Below are 15565 nucleotides of genomic sequence, written 5' to 3'. Positions count from 1 at the left end.
GCGCCGGCACCGGGCCGCCGGCCCCCTCGGCGGCCCGCAGACCGGCGACCGGGCGGTCGCCTCCCCCGCGCTAGCCGGCCGGCACCCGGCTCACGCTCGACGCCTCGAGGTCCAACGGCAGCGCCCCGCTGGAGAGCTGGGCCGCCAGTGCCCGTGCGGTGCGCTCGGTGAAGTTGCCGGAGATCTGGGCCTGGCCCCCGGTGATCGCCTGGCTGACGGAAGGCGCGGAGAGCACCTCGCCGTCGAGGACGATCGCGAACTGGTTCTGCGGCGGCGTCTGCGTCGAGAGCCGGCCGGTCACCTCCGCGAAGTGGTCCGCGCCCTGCGTCGTGAAGTCCAGATTCACGGTCCAGGCACCCACGTTCTCGTCGAGCGCCGCTTGTGCCCGGGAGATCTCGCTGCCGGGCAGGGCGACCGGTTCGAGTACGTACTGCGTGGTGGCGGCGGCTCCGGAGGAGTCGGTCCCGCAGGTGGTGAGCGGCTCTGATGCCGCGCCCGCCCGTACCCTGCACGCGCCCTTGTCTGCCGGCTGCGCGCTCGTGACCGGCCGGAAACCCAACTCGGCTGTGCGGCCCAGGGACTTGAGGGCCGCCTCGTCGGCGCCCGATCCCGTGGCGGTGATCCGCCCGTCGCGGACCTCGATCTCGACGCCCTCGAGCTTCGCCGTGCCGGCCCGCTCCCGCATCAGCGCGGCGGTCTGCTCCAGCACCGAGACGGGCGCCTCCTGCCCGCCGACCGTCGTGAACGTCACGACGGCCTTCCGCGCGGCCTGGGACGAGGGCGATCCCGATCCCGCCCCCCGCCGCTCCCCGAGCCAGTCCCCGTCCGACCCGGACCCGCCGCAGCCCGCGAGCACCAGCGCCGCACCCGCCATCGCAAGGCCCCACTTCGCGCCCCGAGTGCGCCGCATCCCCGTGTTCACTCGGCCATGCTGACAGCGGATCGCCCCCAACATGCCGAAGTCGCACGATTGGCCCGGATCCGTACGTCTCCCGGGCCGGATCCGTACGTCTGCCCGCCCGCCCACCACCACACGACCGCCCCCTCCCGTACGAACGCCACAGGGGCGGCACCCCTCCCCGTACGGGAAGAAGCACCGCCCCTGTGTCAGAGCGAAAGCTCGGGAACGACCGATCCGCGAGGGATCAGAAGTCCATGTCACCGCCCGGCATGCCGCCGCCCGCGGGGGCACCGGCCTTCTCGGGCTTGTCGGCGATGACGGCCTCGGTGGTGAGGAAGAGCGCGGCGATGGACGCGGCGTTCTGCAGGGCAGAGCGCGTGACCTTCGCCGGGTCGATGATGCCCTCGGCGATCATGTCGACGTACTCACCGGTCGCGGCGTTCAGGCCGTGGCCGACGGGAAGGTTGCGCACCTTCTCGACGATGACGCCACCCTCGAGACCACCGTTGACGGCGATCTGCTTCAGCGGGGCCTCGAGCGCGAGCTTCACGGCGTTGGCGCCGGTCGCCTCGTCACCCTCGAGCTCCAGCTTCTCGAAGACGGTGGAGGCCTGCAGCAGGGCCACGCCACCACCGGCGACGATGCCCTCCTCGACGGCCGCCTTCGCGTTGCGCACGGCGTCCTCGATGCGGTGCTTGCGCTCCTTGAGCTCGACCTCGGTCGCGGCACCGGCCTTGATGACCGCCACGCCGCCGGCGAGCTTCGCGAGGCGCTCCTGGAGCTTCTCGCGGTCGTAGTCGGAGTCCGACTGCTCGATCTCGGCGCGGATCTGGTTCACGCGGCCGTTGACGGCCTCGCTGTCACCGGCACCGTCGACGATCGTGGTCTCGTCCTTGGTGATGACGACCTTGCGGGCACGGCCCAGCAGGTCCACGGTCGCGTTCTCGAGCTTGAGACCGACCTCCTCGGAGATGACCTCGCCGCCCGTGAGGATCGCGATGTCGTTCAGCATCGCCTTGCGGCGGTCGCCGAAGCCCGGGGCCTTGACGGCCACGGAGCGGAAGGTGCCCTTGATCTTGTTGACGACCAGGGTGGAGAGCGCCTCGCCCTCGACGTCCTCGGCGATGATCAGCAGCGGCTTGCCGGACTGCATGACCTTCTCGAGGAGCGGGAGCAGGTCCTTGACGGACCCGATCTTCGAGTTGGCGATGAGGATGTACGGGTCCTCGAGGACGGCCTCCATGCGCTCCATGTCGGTCGCGAAGTACGCCGAGATGTAGCCCTTGTCGAAGCGCATGCCCTCGGTGAGCTCCAGCTCCAGACCGAAGGTCTGGGCCTCCTCGACCGTGATGACGCCTTCCTTGCCGACCTTGTCCATCGCCTCGGCGATGAGCTCGCCGATCTGGGTGTCGGCGGCGGAGATGGAGGCGGTCGAAGCGATCTGCTCCTTGGTCTCGACCTCCTTGGCCTGGTCGAGCAGCGCACCGGAGACGGCCTCGACGGCCTTCTCGATGCCGCGCTTGAGGGCCATCGGGTTGGCACCGGCGGCCACGTTGCGCAGGCCCTCGCGGACGAGCGCCTGGGCGAGAACGGTGGCGGTGGTCGTACCGTCGCCGGCGACGTCGTCCGTCTTCTTGGCGACTTCCTTGACCAGCTCGGCGCCGATCTTCTCGTACGGGTCCTCGAGCTCGATCTCCTTGGCGATGGAAACACCATCGTTGGTGATCGTGGGGGCGCCCCACTTCTTCTCGAGGACGACGTTGCGGCCCTTGGGGCCAAGGGTGACCTTGACGGCGTCGGCGAGCTGGTTCATCCCGCGCTCGAGACCGCGCCGTGCCTCCTCGTCGAACGCGATGATCTTGGCCATGTGAAGTGGTCCTCCCGGACAGGGGTGGATTGCTCCGGATCGTGTCGGCGCCCGCGACGGACGGCCCGCATCCCTTGTGGTTCCTTGCCCCACCCGGTCTGTGGCCTCACCGGCCCGATCCAAGTCTGAAACTGTCACTCTCACTGGGTGAGTGCTAACGCCAATGATTAGCACTCGCCTATGCCGAGTGCAAGCGGCTCCCGAGGATCGGGCACCCCACCCGCGTCTGCTCGCGCACCGCGCGCACAAACAGAAGGGCCTGGACCCGCACAGACAGAAGGGTCCGCATCCCGTCTCCGGGATGCGGACCCTTCATCACGTCGTTGCAGACTGCTCCGGCGCGATCAGCCAGCCACACGGACCATGTCCGCCTGCGGCCCCTTCTGACCCTGCGAGATCTCGAACTCGACCCGCTGGCCCTCTTCAAGGGTGCGGTAACCGTCCATCTGAATCGCGCTGTAGTGGACGAATACATCCGCACCACCGTCGACCGCGATGAAGCCGTAGCCCTTCTCCGCGTTGAACCACTTGACGGTGCCCTGAGCCATGCCTAACTCCCCTATTACTGGCCCTTGCACGAATCCGCACTTCGCGGACCCGGGTCAGAACTCACCCCCCGACAGGTGGGGGTGGTGTGCGCCGGAACGCGTCGACCGCCGCTGAATGTATCTGTCCAACTGCCGTCTGCAACAGGTCAATCGGACGAGAATTCTGGGCACGAGCGATCGGTAATTTACGGAGAATTCACCGGAGTTCAGGGCAAAGCGGGCCAGACAAACGGCGTGAATCGTGCGAACGGTGCGCACAGGAAGGCGAGTTCTTGTCCTTGTACGCAGGGAGTTCTCATATGCTCCCGGCACACTCTCGCCGCACCCGGGGAAAAGGGCGAATCAGCATTCCCAACTGTACCTCTCTCAACCATGCAGAATTGCCCCCTCCGCTTCCCGTGCGGAGGGGGCAACTCACAAGAGAGAAAGAAGCGATCAGCCGCCGGCGACGGCGGGGATGATCGAAACGCCGGCCCCGTCCGGGGTGGCCGTCTCCAGACCCTGCTCGAAGCGCACGTCGTCGTCGTTCACGTAGACGTTCACGAAGCGGCGCAGCTTGCCCTGGTCGTCCAGGACGCGGGCGGAGATTCCGGTGTGGTTCTTCTCCAGGTCGGCGATGACCTCGGCGAGGGTCGCGCCCTCGGCGGCGACCTCGGCCTTGCCGCCGGTGTAGGTGCGCAGGATGGTGGGGATGCGGACGTTCACGCTCATGGGACCGATGCCTTTCAGGAAGTGTGGGGAGGTCTGCTCGCGATACCGGGAGGTCAGCTCGCGAGACCCGCGGCGCGGAACGCCTCCAGGTCCGGGCGGATGGTCGCGGTGGCGCCGGCGCCGGCGACCGCGTCGAGGGTCTTGAGACCGTCGCCGGTGTTGAGCACCACGGTGGTCAGGCTCGGGTCGATCAGACCGTTCTTGACCAGCTTGTGCGTCACGCCGACGGTCACACCGCCCGCGGTCTCCGCGAAGATGCCCTCGGTCTGCGCGAGGAGCTTGATCGCGTCCACGACCTGCTCGTCGTTCACATCCTCCACGGCGCCGCCGGTGCGGCGCGCGATGTCGAGGACGTACGGGCCGTCCGCCGGGTTGCCGATGGCCAGCGACTTGGCGATGGTCTTCGGCTTCTGCGGCCGTACGACGTCATGGCCGGCCTTGTACGCGACGGAGACCGGGGAGCAGCCCTCGGCCTGGGCGCCGAAGATCTTGTACGGCTTGTCCTCGACCAGACCGAGCTTGATCAGCTCCTGCAGACCCTTGTCGATCTTCGTGAGCTGGGAGCCCGAGGCGATCGGGATGACGAGCTGGTCGGGCAGCTGCCAGCCGAGCTGCTCGCAGATCTCGTACGCGAGGGTCTTGGAGCCCTCGGCGTAGTACGGGCGCAGATTCACGTTCACAAAGCCCCAGCCCTCGCCCAGCGGGTCGCCGATGAGCTCGGAGCAGAAGCGGTTCACGTCGTCGTAGTTGCCCTCGATGGCCACCAGCTCGCCGCCGTAGACGGCGGCCATGACGACCTTGCCCTGCTCCAGGTCGTGCGGGATGAACACGCAGGAGCGGAAGCCGGCGCGGGCCGCGGCGGCGCCGACGGCACCCGCGAGGTTGCCGGTGGAGGAGCAGGAGAGCGTGGTGAACCCGAAGGCGCGGGCGGCCTCGATGGCCTGGGCGACGACGCGGTCCTTGAAGGAGTGCGTGGGGTTGCCGGAGTCGTCCTTGATGAACAACTTGCCCGGCTCGACGCCGATTTCGCGCGCCAGGTTGTCGGCCTTGACCAGCTTGGTCCAGCCCGGGTTCAGGTTCGGCTTCTCGGCCACGTCCGCGGGGACGGGCAGCAGCGGGGCGTAACGCCAGATGTTCGCCGGACCGGCCTCGATACGGCGGCGCAGCTCCTCGGTCTCGTACGAGGAGAAGTCGTACGCGATCTCCAGGGGGCCGAAACACTCCTCGCAGGCGAAGAGCGGGCCGAGCGGTACGCGGTGGCCGCATTCCCGGCAGGACAGTGCGGCGGCGGGTCCGAGGTCCACAGAAGTAGTGGTGGCTTCAACAGTCTGAACAGCCATGGCAGGCGAGGCCCTTTCTCCTCATCTTCCTCATGGCGCACCTCGCCATGAGACGGACTTGGCACCTTCCCGAGTCAGGGACCTCGCGTCGCGCGGTGCGAGAACTGACCGGAGGGTTGCCGGGGCTTCAACGGGCCGTATCCCTCTGCCCCTCTGGATGAGCGGTATGACCTGGTGTCCGCCAGGTGTTTATGGCTCCATGACCCCCGACATGCGGTGGTGATGAGCGCTGTTCAAGACTGTAACCGAAGGCCCCCGCCGTTGAGATAGTCGTCCGAACGGCGAGATGGATCACATACAAGGAGTAGGCAGACGTGCTCGAAGAGGTGGAGCGCTGGCTTCAGGAGCGCTCCTGGTCGGCCAAGGACCGGCCGCTCGACCTGCTGCTGGCGGAGAAGTCCCGGCAGGGGACGACGGTCAGTGTCGTGCTGCCCGCCCTCGACGAGGAGGCGACGGTCGGACAGATCGTCACCGTGATCCGGCGCGAGCTGATGTCCCCATCGGCTCCGCTGGTGGACGAGCTCGTGGTGGTCGACTCGGGTTCGACGGACCGTACGGCCGAGGTCGCCGCGGCGGCCGGCGCCCGGGTCGTGCACCGCGACGCGATACTCCCCCGGATCCCCGCCGTGCCCGGCAAGGGCGAGGTCCTGTGGCGCTCGCTCCTGGTGACGAGCGGCGAGATCGTGTGTTTCGTGGACGCGGATCTGCGCGAGTTCTCGCCGGATTTCGTCAGCGGCATCGTCGGCCCGCTGCTCACCGAGCCCGATGTGCAGTTCGTGAAGGCGATGTACGACCGGCCGCTGGGTGATGAGGCCGGGCAAGGAGGCCGCGTCACCGAGCTGGTCGCCCGTCCGCTGCTCAACCTCCACTGGCCCCAACTGGCCGGATTCGTCCAGCCGTTGGGCGGAGAGTACGCGGTCCGGCGCTCGCTCCTCGAGCGACTGCCCTTCCCCGTCGGATACGGAGTGGAGCTCGGCCTGCTCGTCGACGCGCTGCACACCGTGGGGCTCGACGCCCTGGCCCAGGTCGACGTCGGGGTGCGCAAGCACCGGCACCAGGACGGGCGGGCGCTCGGCCGGATGGCGGCGGCGATCTACCGGACGGCTCAGCTGCGGCTCGCGCGCGGGCATCTCGTACGTCCGGTACTCACCCAGTTCGAACGTGGGGAACAAGGTTTCGAACCGCGCACCCATGTGGTGGATACGGAGGAACGCCCGCCCATGGCGGGAGTCGCCGAGTACACGGAACGTCGCGTGGCGTAACACCGACGATCATGCGCTTTGCCTAAATTGCCCTTTATGTGGCCAAAACACGTAAAGGACAGGTGCTTGCGGGGCTTGGCGGTCCTCGCCGCCTCCGCCTCCATCGCCGGTGTCCTCACCGGCGCCGCCGCCTCTCCGGCGCACGCGGAGGTGATCGAGCCCTTCGCCAAGCGGTACGACGAATCGCTCTACGGGGACTTCAAGACCATCGGCAACACGGTCCTCGACTGCCCGACCAGCCCGCCCGACGTCGAAGCCGCCTGCCGGGAGACGCAGCGGGCCGAGGGCACGAAGAACAACAACAACTTCGTCGAGCAGCGCATCAACACCGCCGGCCTCACCGGCACCTTCGACTCGAGCACCGGCCAGGTGACCATCCCGCCCGGCGCCGAGGTCGACTACGCGCGCCTCTTCTGGGGCGGCAACGCGGGCACGCACCGCTTCGGCAGAACAGTGCGGAACATCTGCGACCTCAACCGCGAGGGCAATCTGCCGGTCGACTACGCCCCCGGCGACCCGCTCACCACCCGCCCGATCATCCGGGTCGGCGGCGGCGCCCAGTCCGAGGTGAACGTCGAGAACGCGGTCCGCACGCCCAACGCCACCCAGGGCCCGCACTACTACACCGCCGAGGCCAACGTCACCAGCGCCTTCAAGGGCGCGGCCACCGGCAGCCCCGTCGAGGTCGCCGTCGGCAACGTCTGGGCGCCCAACGGGCAGGGCTGCGTGGGCGGTTGGTCGCTGACCGTCGTCTACAAGTACGACAGCCCCAACGACACGTACGCGCCCGACCGCCGCAACGTCTACATCTGGGGCGGTCACGTCATCCAGCGCTCGACCCGCAGCCGGGCGGACGCCTCCACCACGATCCCCGTGGACGGCTTCTACCGCACCGACGGCGACATCCACGCCAGCGTGACGGCGTACGAGGGCGACTGGAACACCAGGGGCGACCAGTTCCTGGTCGACGGGCAGCCCGTCACCGAGCCGTCCAACGGCCTGACCAACAACTTCTTCATCAGCGAGGACGACGGGGCGCTCAACCCGAAGTACAAGAACAACCTGAGCGTCGACGCCAAGGCCTTCGAGGTCCCTGACGGCGCGATCCCCGAGGGCGCCACGTCGGCCGACCTGACCTTCACGAGCACGGGCGATGTGTACGTCCCCTCGCAGCTGGCGCTCTCCGTGCCGGTCCCCGACCTGGAGATCACCAAGACGGCGAGCCCGGCGAAGGTCGCACCGGGCGGCACCCTCACGTACACGGTCAAGGCGAAGAACATCAGCCGGCTGCCGTATCCGAACGCCAAGTTCAGCGACGACCTCACGGACAACCTCGACGACGCGACATACAACAACGACGCGGAGGCGACCATCGGTGACGTCTCCTACGCGGAGCCGAAGATCAGCTATGTCGGGGACATCCCGGCCGGGCAGACAGCGACCGTCACGTACTCCGTGAAGGTCAACGATCCGCTCACCGGTGACGGGAAGCTGCGCAACAACATCGACGTCGAGACGCCGCGCTCCAACTGCGACGCGGACTCGACGGACCCGAGCTGCGGCACCACCCCGGTGATCGAGGAGCCGAAGCCGCCGGTCGTGCCGGCGCTGGAGATCGTCACCAAGCCGGACCCGCCGGTCGTGCCCCCGTGCGCCGACACCACCAACACCATCACGATCACGAACGCCTCGGGCACCGTGCGCGAGGACGCGAAGATCCACTGGCCGGTGACGGCGGGCGGCACCCCGAAGCCGAGCAGCGGCACGGTCGTCAAGAGCGGCAAGAACTGGGTCTGGACGGGCGATGTGCCCGCCAAGGGCAAGGTCGTCATCAAGCAGACGGTCAAGGCCTCCTGCACCCCGGGCGCCGTCGTGGTGATCCCGGTGACGGCCGATGTCCCGAAGACCACCTGCACCCCGGCGAAGACCCGGGCGGGCGGCACGGACCCGTGCGTCTCCGTCATCGTCAGCAAGCGGACGCAGGCACGGCCGGCCCCGCCGGAGCTGGCCGAGACGGGCGGCGGCTCGAACGGGATGCTCTACGGCGGGCTCGCGATCGTGATGTGCGGTCTGGGCGCGCTGGCACTGGCGGCGTCCCGCTCCCGGCGTGACTGAGGTCGCGCTCAGGTCGTGACTGAGGTCGCGCTCAGGTCGCGCTCAGGTCGTGACTCAGGTCGTGACGGACAACTGAACAGCGGTTCCGCTTCGGACGGCCGGGCTCCCCTGCGGGGGTCCGGCCGTCCGCACGTTTGAGCGTTTCCTGGACGGGCTAGGTTCGCGTCATGGTCTCCGAGCACGGTGCGCAGGTTCTCGTCGCGTCAAATCGCGGTCCCGTCTCCTATGCCGTACGGGAGGACGGCACCCTCGACGCCAAGCGCGGCGGGGGCGGACTCGTCTCCGGGCTCTCCGCGATCGGGGACGAGGCGGACGCGCTGTGGGTGTGCTCGGCGCTGAGCGACGGTGACCGGGAAGCCGTACGGCGCGGGGGCGGCGAGCCGGGCGTGCGGATGCTCGACATCGACGCCGCCGTGCACTCCGACGCGTACAACGGGGTCGCCAACTCGGTGCTGTGGTTCGTGCACCACCTGCTGTACCAGACCCCTCTGGAGCCCACGTTCGGTCCTGAGTTCCGCCGCCAGTGGGCGGCGTACCGCACGTACAACGAGGCCTTCGCCGCGGCGCTCGCCGAGGAGGCGGCGCAGGGCGCGACGGTCGTGGTGCAGGACTACCACCTGGCGCTGGTACCGGGGATGCTGCGGGCGCTGCGGCCCGATCTGCGGATCGGGCACTTCTCGCACACGCCCTGGGCCCCGGCCGAGTACTTCCGGATGCTCCCCGACGACATCGCCGAGGAGCTGCTGCTCGGGATGCTCGGCGCGGACCGGCTCGGTTTTCTCACCACGCGCTGGCTCCAGGCCTTCCAGGGGTGCTGCGGTGCGGTCCTCGGGTCGTACGAGGTGATGACGTACTGGCCGAAGGACGCGACCCCGAGCGTCGGCTACCGCACCCCGGACGGGCGCTTCCACCGCACTCTGCTCGGGGTGCACGGACTCGGCGCCGACGCGGACTTCCTGCGGGAGCGCTCGCAGCGGGCCGATGTGCAGGAGCGGCTCGCGGACCTGCGGGAGCAGATCGGCGGGCAGCCGGGCGGCGAGGGCACCCGCAAGGTGATCGTGCGGGTGGACCGGACCGAGCTGTCGAAGAACATCGTGCGGGGGCTGCACGCCTACCGGCTGCTCCTGGAGGAGCAGCCGCAGTGGCGGGGGCGGGTCGTGCATGTCGCGTTCGCGTATCCCTCGCGGCAGGATCTGGCGGTCTACCGCGAGTACACCGCGGAGGTGTCACGGGTCGCGCAGGAGATCAACTCCGCGTACGGGACCGAGGGCTGGACCCCGGTGATCCTGCACGTCAAGGACGACTTCGCGCGCTCGCTCGCGGCGTACCGGCTTGCGGACGTGGCCCTGGTGAACCCGATCAGGGACGGGATGAACCTCGTCGCCAAGGAGGTGCCGGTCGTCTCCGACGAGGGGTGCGTCCTGGTGCTCTCGCGGGAGGCGGGGGCGTACGCGGAACTGGGTGAGGACGCGCTGGTGGTCAACCCGTATGACGTGGTGGGGACTTCGGCCGCGCTGCACGCGGCGCTGACGATGCCGGCGGAGGAACGCGCGGAACGCACGAAGCGCCTGGCCGCGGCGGGTACCGCGCTGCCGCCGGCACAGTGGTTCCTGGAGCAGGTGGAGGCGTTGCGGGGCTAGGCCCTGACGTGTCGATCAGGCCGGGCTCGCGGGGCCGGCGTGCGCCGCGAGCGCGGCGAGGAGGTCCACCACCCCGCCCGGACCGTCCACCACCACGTCCGCACGCTCCGACAGCTCCGCGACCTCCGAGCTTCCGCTGCACACGAGCAGGCCGTGCAGACCCTCCGAGCGGAGCTTCTCCACGGCCGCGAAGGCCGGCAGGTCGCCCAGGTCGTCGCCCGCGTACAGGACCGAGGTCGCGCCGACCGAGCGGACGTACGCCGCTAGCGCGACGCCCTTGTCCATGCCCGGCGGGCGCAGCTCGAGGACGAGGCGGCCCGGTTCGACGATCAGGCCGTGGCGGGCGGCGAGGTGCGCGAGCGGGGTGCGCAGGGCCTCGAAGGCCGCGGCGGGGTCGGCGGCGCGGCGGGTGTGGACCGCGACCGCTCGGCCCTTCTCTTCGATCCACATGCCGTGCCACACGCCCAACTCGTCCAGGAATCCGGGCAGTTCGGCCCGGACCGCGGCCACCCCGGGGTGCGGCTCGGGCGCGTGCACGGTGCCGGAGACGGCGTCCCAGCGCTCGGCGCCGTAGTGGCCGAGTACCACCAGGTGCTCCAGGCCGGGTACGCCCGCGAAGCCCCCGTAGCGGACCGCGACGCCCGCGGGCCGGCCGGTGACCACCGCGACGGAGGCCACCTTCGGGGCGAGGGCGGCGAGCGCGGGGACGGCGTCCGGGTGGGCGCGGGCCTGCTCGGGGTCGGGGACGATCTCGGCGAGCGTGCCGTCGAAGTCCAGGGCGATCACGGCTTGTCCGGGCCGCGCGAGCAGCGCGGCGAGACCGTCCCGCCCTGCGGGGGTGGACGGCGTCGGCAGATCAGGCGTGCGATGCGGAAGGCTGCCCATAGGTCGACCCTATCCAGGTCGGGCGCCACTGCCCCATGGAGGTTCGCGTCAAAGGTGCGGCCGAGGGGCTCGGCGGGGGGGGCGGCCGTGGGTCTCGGCGAGGGGGCGGCCGCGGTCTCGGCGAGGAGGGCGGCCGCGGGTCTCGGCGAGGAGGGCGTTGTCAGTGGGCGTCGATAGCCTTGATAGGGCTCGGCCCCCGGGAGGGCGGGGTCTGTCCGGGGTACGGGAGGCGGAGTTCATGACCGAGGAGAGCGAGCCGGGCGAGCCGGGCGAGCTCGGTGCGCGGGAGCGTGCCGTGCTGGCTCTCGAGCGGCGCAATTGGCCCTCGCCCGGCGCCAAGGAGCGTGCGGTGCGCGAGGAGCTCGGCATCTCCCCCACGCGCTATCACCAGTTGCTCAACGCCCTGCTGGACGACCAGCGGGCCCTCGCCCACGACCCGGTGACGGTGAACCGGCTGCGCCGGATACGCGAGGAGCGCCGCACCCGGCGTTGACCGGTGTGCGGCGCCCTCGACGGCGAGCGGGACTACTCGGCCGCTTCCGCCGCCCGCGCCTTGTTCTGGATGTCGGCGAGCACGGCGCCGGGGGTGCCGCCCGGCGCGACCGCCTTGCCGATCTGCTTCTTGATGTCGGCGCTGACCTGCGCCCAGGACGTGTTGCCGACGGGCGGGAGCTGGGACGTGGGCAGCTCTTTGAGGAACGGCTCGAGCTGCTTGTACTTGGCGTCCTCGGACATCGCGTCGACCGCCGAGTTGGTCACCGGCAGGATGTTGTAGCGCTCGGAGAAGTCCAGGACGTTCTCCTTGCTGTAGACGAAGTCGAGGAACTCACCGATCTCGTCGCGGTGGCCGTTCTGCTTGAAGGCCATCATCCAGTCGGCCACACCCATCGTGGCCTTCGCCTTGCCGCTGCGGCCCGGCAGCGGCGCCATCCCGAACTCGACGCCCTTCTTCTTCGCCTGGGCGATCAGCGTCGGGTGCCCGTTGAGCATGCCGACCTCACCGTTGGAGAAGGCGTTGAAGGCCTCCTGGCGGTTGAGCTCGCCGGGCGCGACCGGGCCCACCAGGTCCTTGCCGACGAGGTCTTCCTTCAGCCACTCGAAGGTCCGCTGGTTCATGTCGGAGTCGAGCGTGTACGAGCCGACCTGGTCGGTGTAGCCGTCGCCGCCGGCGAGCAGCCACATCATGGCCTCGGCCTGCGCCTCCTCCTTGCCGAGCGGCAGGGCGAAGGGGTACTTGACGCCGTCGTCCTTCAACAGCTCGGCGTCGGCGGCCAGTTCGTCCCAGGTCCTCGGGGGCTTGGCGATACCGGCGTCGGCGAAGAGCTTCTTGTTGTAGAACATCAGGCGCGTCGACGAGGCGAACGGCATGCCGTACTGGATCCGGTTGACCTCGCCGGCCGAGGTGAGCGAGGACAGGAAGTCGCCCTGGACCGGGATGGAGAGCAGATCGTCCGCGGCGTACAGCTGGTCCTTCGCCGCGAAGTCCGAGTACGCACCGATCTGCGCCATGTCGGGCGCTTCGCCCGCCTTGACCATCTTGGCCACTTCGGCGTCGACGTCGCTCCAGGACAGGACGGTCACTTCGACCTTGATGTCCGGGTGCTTGGCCTGGAACTTCTCGACCAGATCCGCCCAGTACTTCTCGGAGCTGTTCTCCGCCGAGTCGCCGTAATCGGCGGCCACGAGCTTGAGGGTCACCTCACCGGAGCCGGTGCCGCCACCGCAGCCCGCCAGCGTCATCGTGAGTCCCAGCGCGGCACCTGCCGCGATCAGTACGTTCGTGCGCCGCTGCACAGCCGATTTCCCACCCTTGTCGTGATCCAGTCGTCCCCCGTGACGTCCTGTGTCCTTCACCAGGTCTACACCACTCAGATATCACTTCTGCAACGGAGGGTCACCGTTGTTGCATCCGTTGGCCAAGGCTACCGAGGGCCGTCCGCGCAAAGATCCACGGGCTCGCGCACGGCAGTCCATTGCCCCTCGCTCGGGCCGACTGCTATGCACAGCAGGCCAGATGGCGCTCGAACCGGTGCGAACCCCTCACGGTCCGCACCGGCGGGCGGTGTCCGGCGCGGTAAGGAGCAGCAACGAGCATCAACCGAACACCCCGTGCCCGCCCCGGTCGAGGAGCCGCCCCACATGTCACGTACCGCCGCAGAAATAGCCACCCAGCCCAGCTGCTGGCGCCGGGCCGCCGAAGCCGCCGACTCCCTCGAGGCCGCCGCCGGACTGCCGGTGCCCGGCGAGCGGGTCGCCGTCACCGGCTGCGGCACGTCGTGGTTCATGGCCCTCGCGTACGCCGCCCTGCGCGAGGCGGCCGGGCAGGGCGAGACGGACGCGTTCGCGTCCTCGGAGTTCCCGGTGGGCCGGCCGTACGACCGGATCGTGGCGATCACCCGCTCCGGCACGACGACCGAGGTGCTCGAACTCCTCGCGCGGGTAAAGGGAACGACGGCCACCATGGCGATCACGGGCGATCCGAAGACGCCGGTGATGGAGGCCGCGGACGCGGTGGCCGTGCTCGACTTCGCCGACGAGGAGTCGGTGGTGCAGACCCGTTTCGCGACGACCGCGCTGGCCTTCCTGCGCGCGGGCCTCGGGGAGATCGAGGGGGTGAAGTCGGTGGCCGAGGCGGCCGTCGACGCCGAACTCGCCGTCACCGAGCCCCTGCCGGACGAGGTGCTCTCCGCCGGGCAGTGGACGTTCCTGGGACGCGGCTGGACGTACGGGCTCGCGCTCGAGGCCGGCCTCAAGATGCGCGAGGCGGCGGGCGCGTGGACCGAGGCGTACCCCGCGATGGAGTACCGGCACGGACCGATCTCGATCACCGGTCCCGGCCGGGTGGCGTGGATGTTCGGCGCGCTGCCCGAGGGGCTCGCGGGTGATGTGGCGCGCGTCGGCGGGCACCTGGTCGCGCGCCAGGAGGCCGATCCGATGGCCGACTTGATCCGCGCGCAGCGTCTCGCGGTGGCGCTCGCCGAGTCCAAGGGCTACGACCCGGACCGGCCCCGCAACCTCACGCGGAGCGTGATCCTCGCGTAGCGGGCGCCGCTTATTGACGTGACGCGGGCCCGGGCGGACCGTCATCATGGCTGTCATGTCCGGGCCCTATGTCATCCGCGGTTCGGTCTCCCTGCCGGAGGCCGAGCTCCTGTGGCGTTTCTCGAGGTCGTCCGGGCCCGGCGGGCAGCACGTCAACACCTCGGACTCCCAGGTGGAGCTCCGCTTCGACCTGGCGAACACCAAGGCCCTGCCGGAGGTCTGGAAGGAGCGGGCGCTCGAGCGCCTCGCCTCCCGGCTCGTGGACGGCGTGATCTCCGTACGGGCGTCGGAACACCGCTCGCAGTGGCGCAACCGGGAGATGGCGGCGACCCGGCTCGCCGCGCTGCTCGCGGAGGCCACCGCGCCGCCGCCGCGTCCGCGCCGTCCCACCCGGATTCCGCGAGGGATCAACGAGCGGCGCCTGCGCCAGAAGAAGGCGCGGTCCGACACCAAGCGGGGGCGGTCGGGCAAGGACTGGGGCTGAGGCCTGAGCTCCTCAGTCACCCCAACTGCCGGTAGCGGCCCCGGAAATACATCAGCGGCCCGCCCTCCGGGCTCGGCAGCGAGGCCGAGAGCACCCGGCCCACCACCAGCGTGTGATCGCCCGCCTCGACGCGGGACTCCGTCTCGCACTCCAGGGTCGCCAGCGCACCGCCCACCAGTGGCGCACCGGACAACTCCCCTCGTACGTAAGGGATGTCCGCGAACAGCAGCCGGTCGCTGATGCGGCCCTTCATCGCGAAGCGGCCGGCGATATGGCGCTGGGACTCCGAGAGGACCGAGACACCCCAGCGCGGCTGCTCCGCGAGGAGGTCGTCCATCCGGGAGCCCTCACGCAGCGAGACGAGCACCAGCGGTGGATCCAGGGATACGGACAGGAAGGCCGTGGCCGTCATGCCGACGTCCTCGCCGGCCGGGCCGCCCTCACCGAGCGGCTCCTCCACTCCCGTCACCAGGACCACCCCGGCGGCCAGGCGTGACATCGCGGCACGGAACTCGTCATTGCTCACCCCCACAGGATGCACGGCTTGCGGGGGCACTGCGGCAGGGGACTTCAATGCTTGCGACACGGATCGAACGTAGACCCGCCGCCGCCCGCGCCACATCGGGCGCTGGGACCAGGACAGGACTAGGTCCCCGGACCGAGATTTGCGTTCAGAAAACATACGGGGACCGGACTCGTTCCGCCCTCAACCCTTCATCCCCTGCTGTGACTTGAGTCACAGGGTCCATATTTTGTTGACCCTGTGTACC

Annotated in this window: 14 protein-coding genes and 1 riboswitch; of the genes, 6 read left to right on the top strand and 8 right to left on the bottom strand. The window is 69.7% G+C overall.

The genetic code is table 11. From position 1 onward, the window contains the following. Positions 1-70 precede the first annotated feature (70 nt). The 5 genes from ABT367_RS29380 to thrC form a co-directional block, all read right to left on the bottom strand. On the bottom strand, positions 71-922 hold the full coding sequence (locus tag ABT367_RS29380) for a preprotein translocase subunit SecD (RefSeq protein ID WP_352256309.1): 852 nt from the start codon (positions 920-922) through the stop codon (positions 71-73). Between the two features lie 223 nt (positions 923-1145). Beyond that, complete coding sequence (groL, locus tag ABT367_RS29375) at positions 1146-2768, bottom strand: chaperonin GroEL (RefSeq protein ID WP_352256308.1); 1623 nt, start codon at positions 2766-2768, stop codon at positions 1146-1148. 344 nt (positions 2769-3112) lie between these two features. Next, the gene (locus ABT367_RS29370; RefSeq protein WP_003986833.1) at positions 3113-3316 is read right to left on the bottom strand and encodes a cold-shock protein; all 204 of its coding nucleotides are present in this window, start codon (positions 3314-3316) and stop codon (positions 3113-3115) included. A 435-nt stretch (positions 3317-3751) separates the two neighbouring features. Beyond that, complete coding sequence (locus ABT367_RS29365) at positions 3752-4027, bottom strand: MoaD/ThiS family protein (RefSeq protein ID WP_165335411.1); 276 nt, start codon at positions 4025-4027, stop codon at positions 3752-3754. Between the two features lie 53 nt (positions 4028-4080). Next, positions 4081-5367 (bottom strand): threonine synthase, encoded by a 1287-nt coding sequence (thrC, locus tag ABT367_RS29360; RefSeq protein ID WP_352256307.1) that lies wholly within the window; start codon positions 5365-5367, stop codon positions 4081-4083. Positions 5368-5385: 18 nt separating this feature from the next. Next, a riboswitch (SAM riboswitch) is annotated at positions 5386-5531 on the bottom strand. A 150-nt stretch (positions 5532-5681) separates the two neighbouring features. On the opposite strand from thrC, the gene ABT367_RS29355 reads away from it, so the two are divergent. The 3 genes from ABT367_RS29355 to ABT367_RS29345 all read left to right on the top strand — a co-directional run bounded on the left by ABT367_RS29355 (position 5682) and on the right by ABT367_RS29345 (position 10384). After that, positions 5682-6629 (top strand): glucosyl-3-phosphoglycerate synthase, encoded by a 948-nt coding sequence (locus tag ABT367_RS29355; RefSeq protein ID WP_352256306.1) that lies wholly within the window; start codon positions 5682-5684, stop codon positions 6627-6629. A gap of 66 nt (positions 6630-6695) precedes the next feature. Beyond that, on the top strand, positions 6696-8744 hold the full coding sequence (locus tag ABT367_RS29350; RefSeq protein WP_352256305.1) for a hypothetical protein: 2049 nt from the start codon (positions 6696-6698) through the stop codon (positions 8742-8744). Between the two features lie 167 nt (positions 8745-8911). Beyond that, the gene (locus ABT367_RS29345) at positions 8912-10384 is read left to right on the top strand and encodes an alpha,alpha-trehalose-phosphate synthase (UDP-forming) (protein ID WP_352256304.1); all 1473 of its coding nucleotides are present in this window, start codon (positions 8912-8914) and stop codon (positions 10382-10384) included. A gap of 15 nt (positions 10385-10399) precedes the next feature. Here ABT367_RS29345 and otsB read toward each other — a convergent pair whose 3' ends face one another. Beyond that, positions 10400-11269: a trehalose-phosphatase gene (otsB, locus tag ABT367_RS29340; RefSeq protein WP_352256303.1), complete on the bottom strand. Its 870-nt coding sequence runs from the start codon at positions 11267-11269 to the stop codon at positions 10400-10402. Between the two features lie 238 nt (positions 11270-11507). Here otsB and ABT367_RS29335 point away from each other — a divergent pair, with 238 nt between their 5' ends. Next, on the top strand, positions 11508-11762 hold the full coding sequence (locus tag ABT367_RS29335; RefSeq protein ID WP_352256302.1) for a DUF3263 domain-containing protein: 255 nt from the start codon (positions 11508-11510) through the stop codon (positions 11760-11762). Positions 11763-11794: 32 nt separating this feature from the next. Here ABT367_RS29335 and ABT367_RS29330 read toward each other — a convergent pair whose 3' ends face one another. Beyond that, positions 11795-13063, bottom strand: coding sequence for an extracellular solute-binding protein (locus ABT367_RS29330; RefSeq protein ID WP_352256301.1), 1269 nt, complete (start codon positions 13061-13063; stop codon positions 11795-11797). Between the two features lie 345 nt (positions 13064-13408). Between ABT367_RS29330 and ABT367_RS29325 the strand changes: the two genes are divergently transcribed. After that, positions 13409-14311, top strand: a complete 903-nt coding sequence (locus ABT367_RS29325; protein ID WP_352256300.1) for an SIS domain-containing protein — start codon at positions 13409-13411, stop codon at positions 14309-14311. A gap of 46 nt (positions 14312-14357) precedes the next feature. Then, complete coding sequence (gene arfB / locus ABT367_RS29320) at positions 14358-14795, top strand: alternative ribosome rescue aminoacyl-tRNA hydrolase ArfB (RefSeq protein WP_165336094.1); 438 nt, start codon at positions 14358-14360, stop codon at positions 14793-14795. 16 nt (positions 14796-14811) lie between these two features. Here arfB and ABT367_RS29315 read toward each other — a convergent pair whose 3' ends face one another. After that, complete coding sequence (locus ABT367_RS29315) at positions 14812-15321, bottom strand: flavin reductase family protein (RefSeq protein WP_434975566.1); 510 nt, start codon at positions 15319-15321, stop codon at positions 14812-14814. Positions 15322-15565 lie beyond the last annotated feature (244 nt).

The organism is Streptomyces mesophilus, from assembly GCF_040300965.1.
Lineage (GTDB): Bacteria > Actinomycetota > Actinomycetes > Streptomycetales > Streptomycetaceae > Streptomyces > Streptomyces mesophilus_A.
This window is presented reverse-complemented; position numbering and strand designations above follow the sequence as displayed.

Bases quoted from the DNA above. Each gene is read 5' to 3' on its own strand.
- ABT367_RS29335 (WP_352256302.1), top strand. From the start codon at position 11,508: ATGACCGAGGAGAGCGAGCCGGGCGAGCCGGGCGAGCTCGGTGCGCGG.
- ABT367_RS29370 (WP_003986833.1), bottom strand. From the start codon at position 3,316: ATGGCTCAGGGCACCGTCAAGTGGTTCAACGCGGAGAAGGGCTACGGC.
- thrC (WP_352256307.1), bottom strand. From the start codon at position 5,367: ATGGCTGTTCAGACTGTTGAAGCCACCACTACTTCTGTGGACCTCGGA.
- ABT367_RS29345 (WP_352256304.1), top strand. From the start codon at position 8,912: ATGGTCTCCGAGCACGGTGCGCAGGTTCTCGTCGCGTCAAATCGCGGT.
- groL (WP_352256308.1), bottom strand. From the start codon at position 2,768: ATGGCCAAGATCATCGCGTTCGACGAGGAGGCACGGCGCGGTCTCGAG.
- ABT367_RS29365 (WP_165335411.1), bottom strand. From the start codon at position 4,027: ATGAGCGTGAACGTCCGCATCCCCACCATCCTGCGCACCTACACCGGC.
- otsB (WP_352256303.1), bottom strand. From the start codon at position 11,269: ATGGGCAGCCTTCCGCATCGCACGCCTGATCTGCCGACGCCGTCCACC.
- arfB (WP_165336094.1), top strand. From the start codon at position 14,358: ATGGCTGTCATGTCCGGGCCCTATGTCATCCGCGGTTCGGTCTCCCTG.
- ABT367_RS29325 (WP_352256300.1), top strand. From the start codon at position 13,409: ATGTCACGTACCGCCGCAGAAATAGCCACCCAGCCCAGCTGCTGGCGC.